22 protein-coding genes are annotated in these 20,580 nt (G+C 45.7%); 16 read left to right on the forward strand and 6 right to left on the reverse strand.

Features of this window, described 5'->3' with window-relative positions; translation table 11 throughout:
• Window positions 1-10 precede the first annotated feature (10 nt).
• A complete protein-coding gene (gene mtnK, locus NST33_RS09160) occupies window positions 11-1,228 on the reverse strand; it encodes an S-methyl-5-thioribose kinase (RefSeq protein WP_339307657.1) in 1,218 nt (405 codons plus the stop codon).
• Window positions 1,229-1,524: 296 nt separating this feature from the next.
• On the opposite strand from mtnK, the gene NST33_RS09165 reads away from it, so the two are divergent.
• The 9 genes from NST33_RS09165 (at window position 1,525) to NST33_RS09205 (ending at window position 9,459) form a co-directional block, all read left to right on the forward strand.
• Window positions 1,525-1,986, forward strand: a complete 462-nt coding sequence (locus NST33_RS09165) for a Dps family protein (RefSeq protein WP_221823081.1) — start codon at window positions 1,525-1,527, stop codon at window positions 1,984-1,986.
• 125 nt (window positions 1,987-2,111) lie between these two features.
• Window positions 2,112-2,687, forward strand: coding sequence for a DUF1802 family protein (locus NST33_RS09170; protein WP_221823083.1), 576 nt, complete (start codon window positions 2,112-2,114; stop codon window positions 2,685-2,687).
• 379 nt (window positions 2,688-3,066) lie between these two features.
• Entirely contained in the window at window positions 3,067-3,849 is a 783-nt protein-coding gene (gene sufC / locus NST33_RS09175; protein WP_017689540.1) for a Fe-S cluster assembly ATPase SufC, read from the forward strand.
• A 25-nt stretch (window positions 3,850-3,874) separates the two neighbouring features.
• Entirely contained in the window at window positions 3,875-5,179 is a 1,305-nt protein-coding gene (gene sufD, locus NST33_RS09180) for a Fe-S cluster assembly protein SufD (RefSeq protein ID WP_036609929.1), read from the forward strand.
• Entirely contained in the window at window positions 5,176-6,396 is a 1,221-nt protein-coding gene (locus NST33_RS09185) for a cysteine desulfurase (RefSeq protein ID WP_017689538.1), read from the forward strand. The genes sufD and NST33_RS09185 overlap by 4 nt, the downstream gene beginning before the upstream one ends.
• Window positions 6,386-6,817 carry a Fe-S cluster assembly sulfur transfer protein SufU gene (gene sufU / locus NST33_RS09190; RefSeq protein ID WP_017689537.1) on the forward strand — a complete coding sequence of 144 codons (432 nt, stop codon included), beginning with the start codon at window positions 6,386-6,388 and terminating at the stop codon, window positions 6,815-6,817. The genes NST33_RS09185 and sufU overlap by 11 nt, the downstream gene beginning before the upstream one ends.
• A gap of 20 nt (window positions 6,818-6,837) precedes the next feature.
• Window positions 6,838-8,235, forward strand: a complete 1,398-nt coding sequence (gene sufB, locus NST33_RS09195; RefSeq protein WP_076209130.1) for a Fe-S cluster assembly protein SufB — start codon at window positions 6,838-6,840, stop codon at window positions 8,233-8,235.
• A 204-nt stretch (window positions 8,236-8,439) separates the two neighbouring features.
• On the forward strand, window positions 8,440-9,159 hold the full coding sequence (locus NST33_RS09200; RefSeq protein ID WP_221823087.1) for a M23 family metallopeptidase: 720 nt from the start codon (window positions 8,440-8,442) through the stop codon (window positions 9,157-9,159).
• Window positions 9,160-9,309: 150 nt separating this feature from the next.
• Window positions 9,310-9,459 carry a YjcZ family sporulation protein gene (locus tag NST33_RS09205; protein WP_339307660.1) on the forward strand — a complete coding sequence of 50 codons (150 nt, stop codon included), beginning with the start codon at window positions 9,310-9,312 and terminating at the stop codon, window positions 9,457-9,459.
• Between the two features lie 160 nt (window positions 9,460-9,619).
• On the opposite strand, the gene NST33_RS09210 is transcribed toward NST33_RS09205, so the two are convergent.
• Both NST33_RS09210 and NST33_RS09215 read right to left on the reverse strand, forming a co-directional pair.
• Window positions 9,620-10,669 carry an HD-GYP domain-containing protein gene (locus NST33_RS09210; protein WP_221823089.1) on the reverse strand — a complete coding sequence of 350 codons (1,050 nt, stop codon included), beginning with the start codon at window positions 10,667-10,669 and terminating at the stop codon, window positions 9,620-9,622.
• A 123-nt stretch (window positions 10,670-10,792) separates the two neighbouring features.
• Window positions 10,793-11,539, reverse strand: a complete 747-nt coding sequence (locus tag NST33_RS09215) for a molybdenum cofactor biosynthesis protein MoaE (RefSeq protein ID WP_339183608.1) — start codon at window positions 11,537-11,539, stop codon at window positions 10,793-10,795.
• A gap of 120 nt (window positions 11,540-11,659) precedes the next feature.
• Between NST33_RS09215 and NST33_RS09220 the strand changes: the two genes are divergently transcribed.
• From NST33_RS09220 to NST33_RS09250, 7 genes are all read left to right on the forward strand, one after another.
• Entirely contained in the window at window positions 11,660-13,090 is a 1,431-nt protein-coding gene (locus tag NST33_RS09220; protein ID WP_339307662.1) for a 5'-nucleotidase C-terminal domain-containing protein, read from the forward strand.
• Between the two features lie 73 nt (window positions 13,091-13,163).
• Window positions 13,164-14,285, forward strand: coding sequence for an HD-GYP domain-containing protein (locus NST33_RS09225; RefSeq protein WP_339307664.1), 1,122 nt, complete (start codon window positions 13,164-13,166; stop codon window positions 14,283-14,285).
• Window positions 14,286-14,505: 220 nt separating this feature from the next.
• Window positions 14,506-15,642, forward strand: a complete 1,137-nt coding sequence (gene yfkAB / locus NST33_RS09230) for a radical SAM/CxCxxxxC motif protein YfkAB (protein ID WP_221823102.1) — start codon at window positions 14,506-14,508, stop codon at window positions 15,640-15,642.
• A 46-nt stretch (window positions 15,643-15,688) separates the two neighbouring features.
• A complete protein-coding gene (locus tag NST33_RS09235; protein ID WP_339183617.1) occupies window positions 15,689-17,041 on the forward strand; it encodes a hemolysin family protein in 1,353 nt (450 codons plus the stop codon).
• A 267-nt stretch (window positions 17,042-17,308) separates the two neighbouring features.
• Window positions 17,309-17,548 (forward strand): spore coat associated protein CotJA, encoded by a 240-nt coding sequence (locus NST33_RS09240; protein ID WP_179088483.1) that lies wholly within the window; start codon window positions 17,309-17,311, stop codon window positions 17,546-17,548.
• The gene (locus NST33_RS09245) at window positions 17,538-17,813 is read left to right on the forward strand and encodes a spore coat protein CotJB (RefSeq protein WP_339307667.1); all 276 of its coding nucleotides are present in this window, start codon (window positions 17,538-17,540) and stop codon (window positions 17,811-17,813) included. The genes NST33_RS09240 and NST33_RS09245 overlap by 11 nt, the downstream gene beginning before the upstream one ends.
• A gap of 22 nt (window positions 17,814-17,835) precedes the next feature.
• A complete protein-coding gene (locus NST33_RS09250; RefSeq protein ID WP_339183622.1) occupies window positions 17,836-18,405 on the forward strand; it encodes a manganese catalase family protein in 570 nt (189 codons plus the stop codon).
• Window positions 18,406-18,620: 215 nt separating this feature from the next.
• Here NST33_RS09250 and NST33_RS09255 read toward each other — a convergent pair whose 3' ends face one another.
• The 3 genes from NST33_RS09255 to NST33_RS09265 all read right to left on the reverse strand — a co-directional run bounded on the left by NST33_RS09255 (window position 18,621) and on the right by NST33_RS09265 (window position 20,573).
• Window positions 18,621-19,613 (reverse strand): 3-oxoacyl-[acyl-carrier-protein] synthase III C-terminal domain-containing protein, encoded by a 993-nt coding sequence (locus NST33_RS09255; protein WP_339307669.1) that lies wholly within the window; start codon window positions 19,611-19,613, stop codon window positions 18,621-18,623.
• A 54-nt stretch (window positions 19,614-19,667) separates the two neighbouring features.
• Complete coding sequence (locus NST33_RS09260) at window positions 19,668-20,018, reverse strand: hypothetical protein (RefSeq protein ID WP_339307671.1); 351 nt, start codon at window positions 20,016-20,018, stop codon at window positions 19,668-19,670.
• A 186-nt stretch (window positions 20,019-20,204) separates the two neighbouring features.
• Window positions 20,205-20,573 carry a carboxymuconolactone decarboxylase family protein gene (locus NST33_RS09265; protein ID WP_339307673.1) on the reverse strand — a complete coding sequence of 123 codons (369 nt, stop codon included), beginning with the start codon at window positions 20,571-20,573 and terminating at the stop codon, window positions 20,205-20,207.
• Between the last annotated feature and the right edge of the window lie 7 nt (window positions 20,574-20,580).

The following is a 20,580-nucleotide window of genomic DNA, read 5'->3' on the forward strand; positions in this document are numbered from 1 at the left end:
GTTCCTTATGTTAAGCCTTAGTAGTAGTAACAGCTGTGGATACAATATCCAGTACTTCGCCGATGGTATTCAAGCGACGATTGTTCTTGATTAATGCTTTACCAATGGACAATGCTTTACGCTGAGCATGTTCACGTTCAGTCGCATTTGGAATCGTATCTATATCCGCCACGTGAGCGAGTCCCACGATACGACGAACCATTTTGGCACCTGCAAAGCCGATCGAATCTCTGAACAATTGTTGCACATACAGATCCTGATAGCCTGGTGTTTTTGCCATCGGATCGACGAGGTCATTAACCCAGAGGGCACGGAAACGAGACTCGAATTCAGTCCATACATCACGAACCATATTAAGCAAAAGCGTCTCACGCTCACGCAAAGCAGACTCATCCTGAATCCATCCTGGAAGGGATGCGTAATTCAAGAGCAGGTTCGCGAGGACTGCACCGACATCGAATCCCATGGGGCCGTAATATGCAAATTCGGGATCGATGACCTTGGTTGATTCAGGTGTAACAAAAATACTGCCTGTGTGCAGATCTCCATGAAGCAATGCCTGCCCATGTGTCAGGAATTTTTCCCGCAGCAAGGCCACTTCAAGGTGAAGTTCTCCATCTGTGCGAAGGGCTTCAGCCTCGTCCTCAATGGAAACATCATAATTATTTTTCTCGGCGATCCGGTAGGGTTCATCAAAGATCAGATCCTCCGTTATTTTGCATTGGTCCGGATTAATGAATCTGCCCTGTTGTTCCTTCTTCAATTGCTGATCCATGCCCAAGTCGGATGTGAAGAACAGCGTTCTTGCCATGAATTCCCCAATATGCTGTGCAAAAAGAGGATAGGAAACACCTTCGATCAGGCCTTTACGCATGATCACATGATCACTCAGATCTTCCATAACCGTTAACGCGAGGTCATCATCGTAATGATACACTTCGGGTACCATCCCTGGACATAGACGATACTCTTCCTGAAGAATCTCACGTTCAATGCGGGCACGTACCAGAGAGAGCGGCCATGATTCTCCAACCACTTTCGCATAAGGAAGCGCCTGTTTGATAATGATACTTTTATCGGAGTTCTGATCCGTGATGTGGAATACCAAATTCAGATTGCCATCGCCGATCTCGTGACAATCCAGATTCGCATCTGCCGCAAATGGACCCGGTAATGTTTTGGCCAGTTCAATTGCATCCTGGGGGGTAAACGGGCGATATTGGGACAAAGGTGCCACCTCCATATATATGAAGAAACAGGAAAACCCACTTCTTTGCTTGGTATATGTCAGTATATCGGAAATAACGCGGTTTTTGAACTTTTTTTTGAGACAAGTCAAGTCGATCCTGATTCGAACTTCCGGTTCAAGGGTAAAAACAAATAGGCCGGACGGTTGAGAGAAACGCCGTTAACAAGCCTCTCCACTACATGTGGTGACACATTATTAACTCTCTGTTATGCATTGTGGGACAACCTGCTTATCATGGCATGACAGACTAATTTTAAATAAAGGATGGGATTAATATGGCTACAAAAAACAAAACAGATCAAGCAAAATCGGTGGAACAAGTACTTAATCGTCAGGTAGCTAACCTGAACGTATTGTATGTTAAAATCCATAACTATCACTGGTACGTTAAAGGACCTAACTTCTTCACATTGCATGTGAAATTCGAAGAGTTCTACAACGAAGTTACAGTACAAATGGATGAAATCGCAGAGCGTATCCTTACGCTGAAAGGTAGCCCGGCGGCTACAATGAAAGAGTATTTGGAGCTTTCCTCTATTCAGGAAGCAGCAGGCGGAGAAGACGCAAAAACGATGGTACAAAACCTGATCGAGGACTTCGCTACACTTTCGAATGAATATCAGGAAGGTATCGATGTTGCAGATTCAGCTGAAGATCAACCAACATCCGATATGCTGACAGGCTTCAAGGCTGACCTTGAGAAACACATGTGGATGCTTCGCTCTTTCTTGGGTTAATACAGCCAAGATTTAATCTAATATAAGTATGTTTCTTACGTAAGCTTCCTGATCCCCGATCATGTTGTCAGAAACGCCCAGAGCGTCTATACTGCTGACAAGAACGATAGGGGAGGGAACCGCTTATGTTAGAACCAACGATACCGGCTTTAAAAGAATGGGCTTCTGCAATCAAAGCACTGGAAACGGGTCGCCAAATTATGGTGATGCGCAAAGGTGGAATCATAGAGGAAACCCGACATTTTGAGCTGAAAAGTCCGGCGTTTTACCTGTATCCGACTTATGAACATCAGCGTAAAGAACTGATTAAGTCCTCGGATCAATCCTATGTTGAAGAATCACTGGCCGAATGGGTGCCCGAAGCTTCGACAATCCGTATTACTGCATATGCCGAAGTAACGCAGGATCTGGAGATACGAGATCAGGAGATGCTGGATCGACTTCTTGACTTTCATATGTGGACAGCGGATTTTGCCGAAGACCGTTTGAAATGGAAACGGAAAGATCCGCTCCATGTATTGATTTTACGTGTGTACCTTTTGAAAGAACCGATGGAAATCCCCGTACTGCCTGAATATAACGGTTGTCGTTCATGGATTTCTATTCCGAATGGTCCGGTGCCGCGCGAAATGACGCCGGTGGTGGACGTTGCGGATTTTGACGAACAGGTACAGAAGATTAACGAGATGCTCAAATTGTAAATAGTAACGTTATTTAACGGGAGGACTTGTCCATGATATGGATAAGTCCTTTTTTTAGATTAGTGTACAGCAGATGACATAAAAGCTTGAATTGCTGTGATTTTTCTCACTGTACATTTGTGAGTAAGATGTTTTCTAATTTGATTCAATTTGTCTTTTAATATAGAATCAGAAAGAATAATGTTTCCTGCAAGGGACAAACGTTCTTAGGAAATGACTTGATTATCATTGAGAATCAGTTTAGAATTATTCTAAAGTGTTCTTGCTTTGAAAGATTCAAGTACAGGAGAAATTCAGGGGAAGCCCTGTTCAGATATAATAGGCGCTTTTTCTTTTTCGACAACAACATCAATTTAATCAATGGAGGGAAACAATACACATGGCTACGAATTTCGTCATTGAAGGTCTGAAAGCGACGATCGAAGGTAAGGAAATCCTGAAAGGCATCAACCTGGAAATGAAAGGTGGAGAAATCCACGCAATCATGGGACCAAACGGAACAGGTAAATCCACTCTGGCTTCTGCATTGATGGGCCACCCTAAATATGAAGTAACAGACGGTACAATTACACTTGATGGTGAAGATGTATTGGATATGGCTGTAGATGAGCGTGCACGTGCAGGTCTTTTCCTGGCTATGCAATACCCAAGTGAAATTGCAGGTGTTACAAACTCCGACTTCTTGCGTAGTGCAATTAACGCACGTCGTGGCGAAGGTAACGAGATCTCCCTGATCAAGTTCATTCGTCAAATGGAAGGTAAAATGAAAGAACTCGACATGAATCCTGAGTTCGCTCACCGTTACCTGAATGAAGGTTTCTCCGGTGGTGAGAAAAAACGTAACGAGATTCTGCAAATGATGCTGCTTGATCCGAAAATCGTAGTACTTGATGAAATTGACTCCGGTCTGGACATCGATGCTTTGAAAATCGTGGCTGACGGTGTGAACGCTATGAAGAGCGAAGACCGTGGCTTCCTGATCATCACTCACTACCAACGTCTGTTGAACTACATTACGCCTGACTATGTTCACGTAATGATGCAAGGTCGTATCGTGAAATCCGGCGGACCTGAGTTGGCTCACCGTCTGGAAGCGGAAGGGTATGACTGGGTAAAGGCAGAGCTGGGAATTACAGACGAAACTGTAGGCCAAGAAGCGTAAAGACAAAACGGAGGAGGATTAATTAATGACTACACAAACAATTCTTCCGGTTGAATCTGAAGCGCTTCGCGCCTTGTCGGAAAGCAACAATGAACCCGGCTGGTTGACCGAACAGCGGCTTGAAGCTTTAAAGCTTGCGAGCGGGCTTGCGCTTCCTAAACTGGAAAAACAAAAAATCGAACGCTGGAATGTCAGCGAGTACGGAACATATAAAACAAGTGAAGCCATTTCTTCTTTGACAGAAGTACCTGCTTCTATCAAAGATCTGGTTCAGGATCAAGCTGAGGGCAGTCTGGTTATCCAGCGCAATTCCGGTACGGTATACTCCAAGGTGTCTGCTGATCTGGCAGCAAAAGGAGTTATCTTCACGGATCTGGCTACAGCGGTTCGCGAACATGGCGATCTGGTAAAACAATATCTGAACACAGCAGTGAAAGCGGATGAGCATTCCCTCGCTGCATTACATGCGGCACTTTGGAATGGCGGGGTCTTCCTGTATGTTCCGAAAAATGTCGAAATCGAAGTACCACTGCAAGCAGTGTTGCTTACGGACGACGCATCTGCAACGTTTGCCCCTCACGTGCTTGTAGTTGCAGAAGCAAACAGTTCAGTAACTTATGTTGATAACTATGTATCTGGCGAATTGTCCGCACCTGTTTTCCATAATGGTGTTGTGGAAGTATTCGCAAAATCCGGTGCTAAAGTACGTTTCGCATCGGTTCATCAACTGAGTGTGAATGTAACTGATGTTTCATTCCGTCGTGCAGTGTTGGAGAATGATGCTTCCATCGAGTGGATTGTAGGTGAAATGAACAATGGCGACACAGCGAGCAACACGATGACCGTGCTGAAAGGCAATGGATCAAGTTCTGATTCCAAAGTCATCGCTGTAGGTTCCGGTTCACAGAAAATCAACTACACCACAGAAGCTCGTCACTTCGGCAAGAATACACCAAGCCAGATGATTACACGTGCAGTTATGCGTGAAGAAGCTTCTGCAATCATCAACGGCATCACGAAGATTGAGAAAGGCGCTACCAAAGCTGATGGACAGCAGACAGAGAAAGTATTGATGCTGAGCCCTAAAGCACGTGGAGACGCCAACCCAATCCTTCTTATTGACGAGGATGATGTAACGGCAGGTCACGCTGCTTCTGTTGGTCAAGTCAATGCCGAGCAGATTCATTACTTGATGTCGCGCGGAATTAACCGTACGGATGCCGAACGCCTGATCATCTATGGCTTCCTGGCTCCGGTGGTGGCGGATATTCCTCTGGAAGCACTGCGCACCCAATTGCAGTCCCTGATTGAGAAGAAGCTGGGACAATGAACCCGTCCATTCGCGAGCAGTTCCCGATCCTCCACCAGGAAATTAACGGACACCCGCTCGTATATTTAGATAGTGCTGCAACTTCACAGAAGCCTCATGCTGTGATTGAAGCAGTCAAACATTATTATGAGTATGAGAACTCCAACGTACACCGAGGTGTTCATACCCTTGGAAGCCGTGCAACGGACGCTTACGAAGGCGCACGTGAGAAGGTAGCCAAGTTTATCAATGCCCGCCGTACACAGGAGATTATCTTTACTCGCGGGACAACGACAGCCCTCAATCTGGTGGCTTCATCGTACGCCCGCGCCAATTGCAAAGAAGGCGATGAAATTGTTATCACGCAAATGGAGCACCATAGTAATCTGATTCCTTGGCAGCAAGTTGCCAAGGAGACAGGTGCAACATTGAAATACATTCCGCTTCAGCCTGACGGTCATATTGAATTGGCTGATGTTGAGAAGACGATTACGAACAATACTAAAATTGTAGCAATCGCTTATGTATCCAATGTTATGGGTCTGATCCATCCAGTGAAACAAATTGCTGAAATTGCACACCGCAATGGTGCTGTCATCGTTGTTGATGGCGCACAAAGCACACCTCACATGAAGGTGGACGTTCAGGATCTGGACTGTGATTTCTATGCATTATCCGGTCATAAAATGTGCGGACCAACCGGAATCGGTGCACTCTACGGCAAAAAGGCGCTGCTGGAGTCCATGGAACCCATTGAGTTCGGTGGTGAAATGATTGATGATGTGGGTCTGTACGAATCCAACTGGAAAGAGCTTCCCTGGAAGTTCGAAGGTGGAACCCCGATTATCGCAGGTGCGGTAGGGTTGGGAGCTGCCATTGATTTTCTGGAGCAGATTGGTATGGATGAGATCGCACATCATGAAAGTGTGCTGGCAGCTTATGCAACAGAACGACTGGCTGAGATCGATGGGTTAACCATCTATGGCCCAGCCAAGCGGCATGTGGGTGTCGTTACCTTTAATCTGGGGGATGTTCATCCACATGATGTGGCAACTGTGCTGGATGCGAGTGGCGTAGCCATTCGTGCCGGACATCATTGCTGTCAACCGCTAATGCGCTGGCTTGAAGTTAGCTCAACAGCTCGTGCCAGCTTCTATCTATACAATAACGAACAAGATGTAGATCGGCTTGTCAGCGCCTTAATCCAGACAAAGGAGTATTTTGGCGATGCAACTTGATGATCTGTACAGACGTGTTATAATGGACCACTACAAAAACCCGCGTAACCGCGGAACATTTGATAATGACGCTGTCACGGTGAATTTGAACAATCCAACGTGCGGCGACCGGATTTCACTGCAAATTTTGCTGAAAGACGGAATCGTTCAGGAAGCCAAATATACGGGTGAAGGCTGCTCCATCAGCATGTCCTCTGCATCGATGATGACAGAGGCTGTCAAAGGCAAAACGATGGAGCAGGCACTCGATATCGCTAACCGTTTTTCCTCACTGATGAAAGGTGAAGAAGTCGATTTCGACGATTATGAAGATCTCGAAGCCCTATCCGGTGTGAACAAGTTCCCTGCACGCATCAAATGTGCCACTCTGGCCTGGAATGCATTACGCAAAGGGATTGACGAAGAGAATAAAGTACAATAACGATAGGGAGGTAGAGCAAGATGGCTAAAAAAGCACCAGAAATGGAAGAGTACAAATATGGTTTTCGCGACGAGCACAAATCCATCTTTCAAACCGGTAAAGGTCTGACTGCAGAAGTGGTTACCGAGATTTCCAAGATTAAGAATGAACCGGATTGGATGTTGGAATTCCGTTTGAAATCCTTGAAACAATTCGAAAAGATGCCAATGCCAAAATGGGGCGGAGATCTCGACGGATTGGATTTCAATGAAATTCAATATTATGTGCGTGCTTCTGAAAAACAAGGTAAAACATGGGAGGAAGTTCCTTCCGAAATCAAGGAAACCTTTGATAAATTGGGTATCCCTGAAGCAGAGCAAAAGTTCCTTGCAGGTGTATCGGCTCAGTATGAGTCCGAGGTTGTATACCACAACATGCAAAAGGAATTGGAAGACCAAGGTGTAATCTTCATGGATACGGACACGGCTCTCAGAGAGCATCCGGAAATCCTGCGTGAATATTTTGCAACAGTTATTCCGCCAGCAGATAACAAATTTGCTGCATTGAATAGTGCGGTATGGTCCGGAGGAAGCTTCATCTACGTGCCTAAGGGCGTTAAATGTGAAGTGCCTCTGCAAGCCTACTTCCGGATCAACTCCGAGAATATGGGACAATTCGAGCGTACACTCATCATTGCCGACGAAGATAGCTTCGTTCACTATGTAGAGGGCTGTACAGCTCCAATCTACAGCACGAACTCACTGCATAGTGCGGTCGTTGAGATCATCTGTAAGAAAAATGCCCGTGTTCGTTACACAACGATCCAAAACTGGGCACCAAACATCTACAACCTCGTTACGAAACGTGCGGTTGCAGAAGAAAATGCAACGATGGAATGGGTCGATGGTAACATCGGTTCCAAACTGACGATGAAATATCCAGCGGTTGTATTGAAAGGCCGTGGAGCTAAAGGTTCCGTACTCTCCATCGCTGTAGCTGGTAAAAACCAGCATCAGGATGCAGGTGCGAAAATGATCCACTTGGCTCCAGATACAACATCTACGATTGTATCCAAGTCCATCAGTAAACATGGTGGTAAAGTAACGTACCGTGGTTTGGCTTCCTTTGGACGTCAAGCTGAGGGCGCGAAATCTAACATCAAGTGTGATACACTCATTCTCGATAATGAGTCCACATCGGATACAATTCCTTACAATGAAATCATGAATGATAACATCATGCTGGAGCATGAAGCTACAGTATCCAAAGTGTCTGAGGATCAGCTCTTCTACCTGATGAGCCGCGGTCTGACTGATGCGGAAGCAACACAGATGATTATCATGGGCTTCATTGAGCCATTCACGAAGGAATTGCCAATGGAATACGCCGTTGAGATGAATAGATTGATCAAATTCGAAATGGAAGGCTCCATTGGCTAATCCAATGCAGCGCCTTTCGAAGCCGTAAAGCTAAACCTAGCTGCTGATGTTAAGCAGTAGATATAGTTTCAAGTGATCGAATACCCTCTAGAGCAGACTTTTAAAAAGTCTCTCTAGGGGGTATTTTTGTGGAATAAAATAAGACCAATAGCACAAGCCATTTCATAGATTTAAGCATTTAATGATAGAAAAGGATGTGAGTGTATGAGCGTAAACCCTTTCGAGGGCTATCGGATTACAAGTTCATTCGGCTATCGAATTCATCCTATTCATGGTGGACAGACATTTCACCGCGGAATCGATCTCGTGACAGAGCCCTGGAATGGCCCCGTCTATGCCTTTATGGAAGGTAGGGTACGTTTTGCTTCCGAAGGAGTTACAGGCTCCGGATTCGGCGGTTACGGGCTTACAGTTGCCCTTCAGGATCATCGTGGCTACTTGCATTGTTATGCGCACCTTTCACGTATTGCTGTAAGCGTTGGACAGCAGGTGAAGCGAGGCCAGCTTGTCGGTAATCAGGGGAGCACAGGTCAGAGTACTGGTCCGCATGTACATTATGAGATTCGTAAAACAAGTGCACCATCTTATGGGTATACAGCCAGCGAAGAGGGTGTGACGGAACCGGGTGCGTATCTACAGGCCGAATACGGAACTGCATCTCAGGAACAGGAGGCTCCGCCGATGACCACTGAGCAGAAGAAAATGTTTGAAGCCATGCAGAAAACGCTGGAGATTCAAGGGGGATGGATTCAGCAACAGGAGCAACTTTCCAATATGGATTGTCCCGCATGGGCGCAGCAAGCATTTGATTATTATCGACCGTTTATTATGAACGACAAAGGCAGTTATGAATTTTGGAGATTACTTGTTATCATGTACCGCAAGGAAAAAGGCATCCAGGTTCATTCGGATTCCGACACATAGATTCCTGCAAAGAACAGGGAGTAACAGAAGGCTGATCCACTCAGGTAGATGCAGACAGACAACCATTTATCGAATGTTGCCTGTTCGCCCGGTTCATTCCACCGGAAACGTCATATGTTAGGGTATACCTGATGAAGAGGAGGCAATCACATGAGCGAAGTAGGATATGGCTGTGGTGGCAACGTAGGCGGAGTAGGCGGAGTAGGCGGCGTTGGCGGATACAATATGTTCACAAACACTGGTGCAATCTTGGTACTGTTCATTCTGTTGGTTATCATCACAAAAGCATTCTGCGTGTAATCCAACATGATTGAATCGGAATAGACAAAAGGGAAGCCGATTACGGCTTCCCTTTTGTCATATGCCAACCTATGAGTTGGTTATTCAAGCTACTTCCTGTTTGTTGCTTCGTATCCATCCTGTGTGCTGAGTACAATGAACAGATAGGCTTGTTACACCACTACTGTACATAAATTTCAACGATAGCAATATCTCTTTCTTTCGCTAAATCGATAAAGGCTGTAGAGGTCTGAACGAGTGGTCGGAAATAATCCGCAGGATTATTCATGACAATGAGTCCCGTCTGACCCGTGGTGAGCAGAACCCTTTTACCGATAAAATTAGGTAGCATATGCTTGATCAGTTCCTGCGTTGCTTCACCGTTTAACTGACCGAAGCTGAGACTGTACAGTTCACACAGAACAGAGATCAGTTCCTGTTTGGTCTGGTACACCCGATTTGTCGTCATGGCGCTGTAAACGTCTGCTACAGCAGTTATACGGGCATATGGGTGGATTTCGTCCCCTCGAAGTCCATGAGGATAACCACTTCCATCCTCGCGCTCATGATGCTGAAGTGCAACCATTGCCAGAATTTCATCCTGCGTGGATTCTTTAATGATATCGTACCCATAGAATGTGTGTTTCTTCATTTCGTCAAATTCTTCCGTGGTCAATTTACCAGGTTTATGTAAAATCTCAGAAGGAATCTTGGACTTGCCGATATCATGAAGATATCCTGCTTTGGCTACCGTTAGACATTCCTCGGGGTTGTAACCCATCCAGCCGGCGATATAAAAAGCGAGCATTCCGACTTGCAATGAATGGTTGTACGTATAATCGCTTTCCCCGTCCAGCATAAGCAACAAGGAGACAACATCTTTTTGTTTTTCCAACTGTTCTGTTAGGGTAAACAAAATCTCATCGACCTGTGTCTCATCAATAAAACCCTTCTCCATCGCTTGTTGAAATAGAGATTCAGTACCTTTGATCGTATCGTTAAACAAGTTAGTTAACAGACGGGTCTGATCGGAAGGTAAGGTTTGTGCATCAGAGTGTAGGTCGGATGGTGTGTGTTCTACATCTGCGTACTCGATTCCATGTTGCAACAGTTTGGATAGGTCATCTTCACTGAGGGTGGAACCTTTCATCAGCATGTGGAGACCCGAACTGTTGTATACATCATTTTTTAACAGGTCACCCGGTTTAAGATCAGTAACATGCACTCTCACGTATAAACCACCTTTTCTCGACTAATATCGACACATATAATTATAATAACAAGAAAAAAATGGGTTGACAACGACTTATTTACTATTAACCCACTCAATCTAAAAGGTGTAAAGGCTCATTATTTAGTTCTCCATGGGGTTCCATGGTCCTAATTGATGTCCCTTCCATTCAGATCCATCTTCCCAAATTTCCTTTTTCCAGATCGGAACGGTCTGTTTGAGTCTCTCTATGGCGTAACGGCTTGCATCATAACAGTCGTTGCGATGAGGCGAGGAAACGGCAATGACTACACTAATCTCTGCCACATCCACTTTGCCAATTCGGTGACTGATTGCACATAACACACCAGGCCAGCGATCGGAGATTTCCACACCAATGGCAGCCATCTGAGAAAGAGCCATCGGCACATAGGCTTCGTATTCAAGATGAACGGTGCGCTGTTCACCAGTCATTTCACGAGTCGTGCCTACAAAAGTAAGAGCTGCCCCGTGATTCGGGGTAATCACTAGCGCCGTTGTTGCTTCCACGGACAAGGTGGACTCTGTGATCAGAAATAAGCCATCTTCAGTCCGATGTTCTGGAACGGTAGAGCGAAGCTTTTCATCGGATATATCCGTACCATCACCTCCAGAGACGGGAGGGATTAACGCAAGTTCATCTTCTGAGCTAAGTATAGTATCGGCAGGAGCGTACTGCTGGTTAACTGCCAAAAAAGATGTCCTTATCTGAGAAGCTGCCTCTGGATAGGCCAGACTCAGTTTTTCTTTTAAATCGGCAGCGGTTGGAAGGTCTCCAATGTACTCAAACTCCAGAAGGGATGTATTTAAACGTTCTGCAATGCCTGCAAATAGTTGAATTGTCAATTTCATGGATATGACTCACCTCTTTTTGATCTCTAAACCCTTTAAATATATCATAACGACGCGGAAAATGTTATGCTTATCCATTAGAAGAATGAACGTTTATTGAAGAGCAGGGGAGGCGGTGTGATGAGCACCAGGGAGAAGCAAACGTTAACGATTCTGCACACCAATGACATCCATAGCCACTTCGGCTCCATGAGCACCATCGCCGCTATGATTAATGAAGAACGTGACCAAGGTGGCAACTTTCTAGTACTGGATATTGGCGATCATATGGACCGGATGGCCGTTGACACAGAAGGAACACTGGGTACGGCTAATGTTGATGTTATTAACCTGACGGGCTACGATGCCATTACAATCGGTAACAACGAAGGTCTAACCTTTACGCCAGATCAGCTCTCGCAGTCCTACGCTGGACTTCTGTGTCCTGTGGTATGCGGCAATGTTGTGGAGCAAGATACTGGACTTGCACCAGTGTGGATGAAACCTTCTCTGATTGTGGAGAAAGGTCCATTTCGCGTTGGTCTGCTGGGGGCAACGGCCCCTTTTACCACGTTTTACGAACTGCTCGGGTGGGATGTTCTGGACCCTGTGGAATCATTAAAAGTTCAAGTGGAAGCATTACGTAATGAAGTGGATGTGGTGGTTATTCTTTCACATCTGGGACTTTCGACAGATCGGAGACTGGCGGAGCAGATTACTGGAATTGATGTTATTCTCGGTGGGCATACCCATCATGTTCTCGAAGAGCCTTTAGTCATTTGTCAGACCGTGTTGGGCGGGGCTGGAAAATTTGGCCAATGGCTTGGGAAAGTGGTTCTGGAACGAACAAATGTGGGAGAACCTCTCCAACTGGTAAGTAGCGGTTGTATGGCTGCCAAGAGTATGTTACTGGATGATCAGGTTGCGCTGGCAATCGCTGCGAATCGTACGGAAGCCGAAAGAACACTCAATCAGACGGCAGTGATAACGGATCGGGTGCTGCCTATCACGTATGATCGGGAATCCCCGTTTGCAACATTGCTTGCACAAGCTGTCCGTCATTTCACGGGGGCACAGCTGTCTCTGGTGAATGCAGGTCAGCTTCTCGGAGAGCTTCCACAAGGAAATATTACAAAAGGAATGTTGCATTCCCTATGTCCATCTCCTATAAATGCTTGTACAATATGCTTGAGTGGAAGTCATATTCGTGAAGCACTTGAGCAGTCCTTGTTGGACGAGTTTTCAGGTAAGCCCATTGTGGGATTTGGTTTTCGTGGTCATATTCTAGGCACGTTATGTATGGACGGAATGGAAGTTCAATACAATCCAGATGCGCCAGCGTATGAGAAAATCCAGGCCATATCCATCAATGGGGAGCCTATGGAAGAACAATGTGAGTATATCGTTGGAACACTGGACATGTTTACGTTCAATGTGGGGTATCCTCCTCTTGCTCATGGAACCCGTACGCTCTATCATCTTCCGGAATTCATACGCGATTTGCTGGAAACGGAAATAAAACGACCAGGGGCTCTGGACGACAGCCTGCGAGCCCGCTGGCATCAAAGCTAAATTTAAAGTACTTGCCTTCTGCTGAAGCGGCGGCTAGTGGTAATTACATCTACGGAGCGGGAGAGGATAGGCTGTGCGTTTAGTACATATAAACTTATTGCAGCCTGGCATGAAGCTGGGGAAACGTATTTATAGTGAAGAAGGCCTTGTATTACTTAGTGAGGATGTAGAGCTAACCAGTCGATTGATTGGACGCCTTAAGGATCTCGGAGTCGGTTATGTGTATATTAAAGATGCTGTGACAGAGGACATCATCGTTCCTGAAATGTTGCAGGAAGAGACCCGAAGGAAAGCACTGGTCGAGATCAAACAGCAATTTCAGAGTATGTCAGGACTGAAAACCAAAAATCGGATTCCTCATTTCGGTAAAGCGCTTAGTGGTGTGATGAATGCGATTCTGGAAGACATCGGCAGTCAGAAGGAAGCCATGATTATGCTGATGGACATGAACTCCAGCGATTTTGACCTATATAACCATTCTCTGAATGTATGTGTGTACACGCTGGTTCTTGGTGTCGCTTCGGGTTACACACGCCAGCAATTAATGGAGATTGGTCTGGGCGCTTTGTTGCATGATATCGGCAAAACACAGATTGCACCAGAAATTTTGCATAAACCCTCCAGATTGAGTGACGAGGAATTCAAAATCATTCAGCAGCACACTACATATGGACACCGTATTCTCAAAGATGAACCAGGTATACCGCTTCTATCCGCGCATTGTGCATTGCAGCACCATGAACGAATTGATGGCAGTGGATATCCCTTTGGTTTGAAAGACAATGAAATTCATGAATATGCCAAATGGATTGCGCTTGCTGATTCGTATGATGCCATGACAACGAATCGGGTGTACAAGCAAGCCTTGCTGCCGCATCAGGCAGTAGAGGTGTTGTATACAGGTTCAGGAACCCTCTATGAACAACGGATGCTGGAGAAGTTCAGGGATTGTGTCGCGATATACCCGGTAGGTATTTCAGTCAAGCTCAGTACAGGAGAGGTCGGGGTAGTTGCATCAATTCATTCACGTGTTCCTCAACGTCCACTTATCCGTGTTCTAAAAGATGCGGACGGCCAGACTTTATCTTCGCCTTATGAAATTAACCTGTCTACAGCACTGTCTGTGATGATCACAGGTGTAGAGGGTGTGGAAGATACACCTTCAGTGGCTCAAAGTGAACAGGTGGAAAGTTGAACTACTTGAAAGTTGATTAGCGCTCATGTCGTAATATCCGGGCCGTTTCGCAATGCGGTCCAGAGTTGCCTGAGCGTTTTTTGTCATGTAATGGACAGGGTCTACGTATGCCGGAGCATTCAAAATTGTGCTATGATAAAAGATAACTCCAAAAAGAGAAACACAAGGTATGATGTAAATAAAACTTTTTAGGTTAATAAAAGGAATAAGGTGAAGAACAATGACCATGCTAAACTCAGGATCGGTACAACCGATGCCTTTATCGCCAACGAATGATCCGTGGGATCCGATCGGCTCTCTGCGTACATATGGACGCCATGTGCTGACCAGTGTAGAAATGACCGTGACACATCTGTGCAATATGAGGTGTGAGCATTGTGCCGTGGGAGATATGCTTACGATGCGTGAGGCGCCGGCTCTTCCGCTTCCTCTGATGCTGAAACGATTGGATGAAGTGGAGCATCTGCAGACGATTAGTCTGACGGGTGGCGAGCCAAGCTTTAGCCAGAAAACAGTGGATGAGATGATTATCCCGCTGCTCAAATATGCCAAGGAACGTGGAATTCGTTCCCAGATCAATTCGAATTTAACGCTGGATATCAGCCGGTATGAGCAACTTTTACCTTATCTGGACGTTATGCATATCTCATTCAACTATCTGAATGCTGACGATTTCCATCAAGTTGGATTTGCGAATAGTGGCAGACCTGTGAAACGTGAAGTAGCGGTGAAGATGTATGAGAAAATGATTGAAAATTCACGCAAACTGAGTGAAGCAGGCATGTTTATCTCTGCAGAATCGATGATTAACTTCCGTACGCACGACAAGCTGGATGGTATTCACCAATTGATTCGAGAGATGGGCTGTGTCCGTCATGAAGTGCATCCGATGTATAATTCGAACTTTGCTTCGTCACTGCCCGTGTTATCACTGGATCATATGAGAGCAGCGATTCATCGTTTGCTTGATGTGCGTGACAAAGATATTTGGATGTTATTCGGGACCCTGCCATTCTTCGCGTGCAGTGCAGCAGAGCAGGATCGGGAACTGATCAACCGTTTATACAGCGAACCCAATGTGACGGTACGTAACGATCCGGACGGACGCAACCGTGTTAACGTCAACATGTTCACGGGTAATGTGTATGTGACGGATTTTGCGGATATCCCGGCGTTTGGCAACATTCGTGATCGTAAACTGGATGATGTGTTTCATGAATGGTCAGCTGAACATCCGTTGAATCAAACGGTCAATTGCCATTGCGATATTGCATCCTGTTGCGGACCAAACCTGCTAGTGGCAGATATGTATTACAAGGGTGTGGATTTCAAATCGAGAAAGGCAATCACACGTTGATATTCCAGGTGTATTCCTGAAATAGATAGAAAAGGGGAGTTTCAACTTGGATATTCATACTGAATTTCATCTTGGACAGCTGGTATTTAATCTGGTCTGTGTCTTTTTGCTCGTATTTTTGAATGGCGTATTTGTTGCAGCGGAATTTTCCCTTGTGAAAGTAAGGCAGACACGCTTAACTCAATTGCAGAGTGAAGGAAACCGTTTGGCTGGTTATGCACTGAAGGTGAATAGTAAACTGGATTCCTATCTATCGGCAACTCAGTTCGGGATTACATTAACATCACTTGGACTCGGGTGGCTGGGAGAACCAGCCATCTCTGAATTGCTCGTTGAGCCTCTCATGTTTAAGCTCGGTGTAGGAGATACAGGGCTTATTTCGACCGTGTCGGTCATTATCGGTTTCTGTATCATTACGTTTCTGCATATTGTGCTGGGTGAGCTTGCACCTAAATCGTTGGCAATTCAAAAAACAGACGGAGTGGCATTGTTCTTATCTGCACCCTTGCTGTTGTTCTACAAAATCTTCTTCCCGTTCATCTGGGTACTGAATGTATCGGCCAATGCATTGCTGCGTTTGGCAGGTATCGAACCTGCCAGTGAAGGAGAAGCTCACTCGGAAGATGAACTTCGAATTCTGATGAAGCAGAGTGCCAAAAGTGGTGTCATCGATAAAGATGAGATCAAACTGATGGACAACATCTTTGATTTCTCCGATATGCTGGCACGTGAAGTGATGCTGCCACGTACAGACATGGATTGTCTGTACACGCATATGTCTTTGGAAGAGAACCTGGAGATCATTAATGCAACCAAACATTCCCGGTATCCCGTAGCAGTAGAAGACAAGGATGAGATCATCGGATTCATACACATCACCGATCTGTTGCTGGCTAAACCGGAGCAACAACATGATCTGGCTTCACTTGTTCGTCCAATCTTAAACGTTCCTGAATCCATGGAAATCAGCCATGTGCTGCGTCTCATGCAGAAGAAACATTCACAGATGACGCTAGTTGTGGATGAATATGGCGGCACAGCTGGATTGCTGACTGCGGAAGAAATTCTGGAAGAGATCGTTGGAGATTTGTATGACGAATTTGAGGATGAGCGTCCGCATATGGAACGCAGTGGTGATTCGTTTTCCATTGATGGTCGTTCGCTTATTGAAGAAGTTCATAAGTGGACCGGAGCCATCATTGAGGATGAAGAAGTGGATACCATTGGCGGATGGCTGTTTAAAGAGCTTGGAGGTAGTCCAGCCAAGGGCAAAACTCGGGAGCTGAATGGATACGTCTTTGAAGTGGAGGAGTCCACTCGTTTGCGAATTACCCGGGTTCGCGTGTACAAGCAATCTGTTCCTCAAGACATGAATTCGGAAGAAAAACCAGTAGAATAGATTTTGTAGTAATCTGATGATGAGTGAGATGAGCAAGTGTGAACATATTACTCATTTTACGAAATACAGACCTTTGGAAGTGCCGTAAGAGGTGCTTCCAAAGGTCTTTTTTGATTGAGAGTGAAGTTGGCATGAGAAATTCCTTTATGAAGTTTGGATAAATGGGGATTAACCTGTAGAACTGAAACATATACATGTAGAGACGGGAAGCAATGGTTTGAATGGTATGGGGAATGCACGTAAACATCGTTGAAGGAGGCGTTTCGAGTGAAGGATCCACAGCTTCGAGCCTATGCTCCTTTTGTGGGGCCGTTTGATCCTTGCAAACCGATGGAAATCCGCACGTATCTTGTTCCACCGCAGTTGTTTATACCTTTCCAGCCCATGGGTTGGCCGCAATACAGTCCGGCAGAAGCGTTGAGACTGGGAACATTATGGCCTGCATTATATAGCCCTTACACATCCAAGAAATCAAAGGAGAGGAAGGTGGAGGCAGATGGAACCTGAAGCACCGAAAGCCTGTGATGCAAAATACTACGAGTTGCTGGAAGAACTTCAGGCGCTGGGCTTCGTGTTAGTGGAACTGAATCTGTACCTGGATACCCATCCAGGTGACTTCCAAAGCATTGAGCAGTACAACAAGTTCAGCCAGGAGCGAATGCGGGTAGCTCATGAGTTTCAACAGCTGTATGGACCGCTGATGAATTTTGGTCACGCCTTCTCGAAATATCCGTGGGAGTGGTCCCAGACACCATGGCCTTGGCAGGTATAAACGTTAAAGGAGGAGTCTTGCAATGTGGGTATACGAGAAAAAGCTACAATATCCCGTTCGAGTGAGTAAATGTGACCCTCATATGGCCAAATTACTGATGGAGCAGTATGGTGGAGCAGACGGGGAATTGGCAGCTGCTCTGCGGTATCTGAACCAGCGTTATACGATTCCAGACAAAATTATCGGCCTGTTAAACGACATTGGAACAGAAGAATTTGCCCACCTCGAGATGATTGCAACCATGATCTATAAGCTGACTAAAGATGCTACAGTTGAACAGCTGGAGCAAGCCGGGCTGGCTGCTCACTACGTTAATCATGATAAGGCCCTTTTTTACAGCAATGCAGCAGGTGTACCGTTTACCGCTACGTATATTCAAGCCAAGGGTGATCCGATTGCGGATCTGTACGAAGACATTGCAGCGGAAGAGAAGGCCCGGGCTACATACCAATGGTTGATCGACATGACGGATGACGTGGATCTGCAGGACAGTCTGAAATTCCTGAGGGAACGGGAGATCGTGCATTCCTTGCGTTTCCGGGAGGCTGTAGAGATCCTGAAAGACGATCGCGAGACAAAGAAGATTTTCTGAACGTTTGGTATAGAAGCAGAAGTCTGGCAGTCCGATAGGGCTGCTTTTTGCTTTGAGTTAATTACTATGAGTTAGTTAATAAAGCCAGAAGCAGTATACGTGGTGGAGTGAGGATTCCGTTCAAATAAAAAGACGATCCTTTTTGAATTAAAATAAAAGGGATCGTCCTAGTTATTATTCTGCTGAATAAAGATATGATGGCGAAAAAGGCTAGCCTAGTATTCTACCACCATGGCTACATTTTGCCACCCGGCTCCAACCGTCCAGAACAACACTTTGTCACCACGCTGAATCTGACCGCTTGTAACCGCCCGATGCAATGCAATGAATGGACTGCTGGTTGAGGTATATCCGAATTCATCGCCAATGTAGACGGCAATATCATCAGCAATGCCGACATTCTCGGATACAGCCCGAATATTACTAATGGATAGTTGAGAGAAGCAGGCGGCTTTGATCTCGTCTGGTGTAATCTCGTTGCGTGTTAACAGGGTACGGATGGACTCAGAAGCGGCATCCACGCAGATGGAATCATCGAATGGTATGAATTTCACATGAAAAGCACCCGCATCTACACCCGTTTTGCCCAGTTTAGCCAGGCCTTCTGCAGGAAATAGCGAATTACCATACACACACGTATCCGTCTGATAGATTGAATCAATGAAACCGACAGCTTGTTCATCCCGCTCCACAATAACCGCCGCTGCTGCATCACCGAAATTGGCGAAGTATACGGGATCGTCCGGGCTGGCGTGAGGAGCCACGTAATCCGAGCCGATGATTAAGGCACGACGAATGCGAGGATTGCCCAGCATCTGCCGGCTAACCTGTTCGAAAGCTGCTGTCATGCCTGCGCAGTTGGCGTTGCTGTCAATGCAGATCGTATGAGAGGCTCCGTTAATCAGGCGATGGATCATCAAGGAATTCGTAGGAAAGATGTATTCTGGCGTTTGGCTTGCATAAGCAATCAGATCAATATCTGCACCGGTGAGTCCGGTTTTTTTCAGTAGGTTACTGGCTGCCTCAAAGGCCATGCTTAGTGAGTTTTCGTCATCGTTGTCAATTTTATAACGTGTATCACGACCAAGTGCCTTTAACAATCCTCGAATATCTACACCTCTTGCGTCAAAATGTTCAATATAAAAGTCATTGTGCACCTTGGTTGCTGGATGATAGATATCGATATCTACAATACGAATTCCGGCCATCTTCATTCTCCTCTTGAGCGGAAGGGTGAATTCTCAGCTTGTCCGCCTGGTTTATTAAGTGGTAACGGTAGAGATGATTTCGAGATTGTCCAGACCGACTGACCGGCCGAGCCGGGACAACTGCATTTTTAGAATCGCGTTGTTCTCGAGGGTCAATACGATTTTTTTATATTCATCTTTTTTGAACATTTGAAGGCATCCTTCCAGAAGAGGCACAATCTCCGGAGCCGTAACATTCAACTTTTTGCAATCAATGTTCAGGTTATACTCCTTGGTATTAATAGGAGCGATCGTATCCTGATAGGCCGAGATGGAACGCAAACCGTCTTCTTGAGAGAAAGAACCCTCCAGTTCAATGTTTAACACCTTGTTCGAAACGTCAGTCTTCAGAATGAAATTTCCCATGCTTGATCTCTCTCCTTTAAATGAGTTAAGGCTATCCTGTTAGTGGATACACAGCCCATTGGGCCTCTGCCGAAAGCTTCTAAGATGCGAGCTGGTTCGAAGGATAATTTAACCATATTATAAAGGTAGGAATGTAAAAAGATCAATAAAAAAGTCGAATCATGTATAAAAATGTAGAAAAGTGAATTACTGTATTTCGTCTAGAGTGGCAAGCAAAATATTAAATGCACTAATAATGCGTGGAGCACCCACACATGGTGCCAGATGTAGCAATATTCCCTTGAGCTGATCCACCGTCACTCCCACGCTTAGAGCCATCGTGTAATGCACGCCTAGTTGTTCATACTGTCCTTGGGTGATCAACGAAGATATGATAGCAACTTCCTTCCATTGATCCGAAATGGTGGTGCGCTGAAAAATATCCCCATATGCTGTCCCCATAATAAATTCAGATAATTCGGGAAAATGCTCCTTGATTGGTGCAAGGGCTCTTGCGCCGTACTCACCAGAAAGTTTAGCAAAACGGTCCAGGCCCTGAGCTACATGTTCGCTCATGATATGC

Source organism: Paenibacillus sp. FSL L8-0435, from assembly GCF_037965655.1.
Taxonomy (GTDB): domain Bacteria; phylum Bacillota; class Bacilli; order Paenibacillales; family Paenibacillaceae; genus Paenibacillus.

Bases quoted from the DNA above. Each gene is read 5' to 3' on its own strand.
- NST33_RS09170 (WP_221823083.1), top strand. From the start codon at position 2,112: ATGTTAGAACCAACGATACCGGCTTTAAAAGAATGGGCTTCTGCAATC.
- NST33_RS09245 (WP_339307667.1), top strand. From the start codon at position 17,538: ATGGAACCTGAAGCACCGAAAGCCTGTGATGCAAAATACTACGAGTTG.
- yfkAB (WP_221823102.1), top strand. From the start codon at position 14,506: ATGACCATGCTAAACTCAGGATCGGTACAACCGATGCCTTTATCGCCA.
- NST33_RS09205 (WP_339307660.1), top strand. From the start codon at position 9,310: ATGAGCGAAGTAGGATATGGCTGTGGTGGCAACGTAGGCGGAGTAGGC.
- NST33_RS09220 (WP_339307662.1), top strand. From the start codon at position 11,660: ATGAGCACCAGGGAGAAGCAAACGTTAACGATTCTGCACACCAATGAC.
- sufB (WP_076209130.1), top strand. From the start codon at position 6,838: ATGGCTAAAAAAGCACCAGAAATGGAAGAGTACAAATATGGTTTTCGC.
- NST33_RS09165 (WP_221823081.1), top strand. From the start codon at position 1,525: ATGGCTACAAAAAACAAAACAGATCAAGCAAAATCGGTGGAACAAGTA.
- NST33_RS09260 (WP_339307671.1), bottom strand. From the start codon at position 20,018: ATGGGAAATTTCATTCTGAAGACTGACGTTTCGAACAAGGTGTTAAAC.
- NST33_RS09215 (WP_339183608.1), bottom strand. From the start codon at position 11,539: ATGAAATTGACAATTCAACTATTTGCAGGCATTGCAGAACGTTTAAAT.
- NST33_RS09265 (WP_339307673.1), bottom strand. From the start codon at position 20,573: ATGAGCGAACATGTAGCTCAGGGCCTGGACCGTTTTGCTAAACTTTCT.
- NST33_RS09200 (WP_221823087.1), top strand. From the start codon at position 8,440: ATGAGCGTAAACCCTTTCGAGGGCTATCGGATTACAAGTTCATTCGGC.
- sufU (WP_017689537.1), top strand. From the start codon at position 6,386: ATGCAACTTGATGATCTGTACAGACGTGTTATAATGGACCACTACAAA.
- sufC (WP_017689540.1), top strand. From the start codon at position 3,067: ATGGCTACGAATTTCGTCATTGAAGGTCTGAAAGCGACGATCGAAGGT.
- NST33_RS09250 (WP_339183622.1), top strand. From the start codon at position 17,836: ATGTGGGTATACGAGAAAAAGCTACAATATCCCGTTCGAGTGAGTAAA.
- NST33_RS09255 (WP_339307669.1), bottom strand. From the start codon at position 19,613: ATGGCCGGAATTCGTATTGTAGATATCGATATCTATCATCCAGCAACC.
- sufD (WP_036609929.1), top strand. From the start codon at position 3,875: ATGACTACACAAACAATTCTTCCGGTTGAATCTGAAGCGCTTCGCGCC.
- NST33_RS09185 (WP_017689538.1), top strand. From the start codon at position 5,176: ATGAACCCGTCCATTCGCGAGCAGTTCCCGATCCTCCACCAGGAAATT.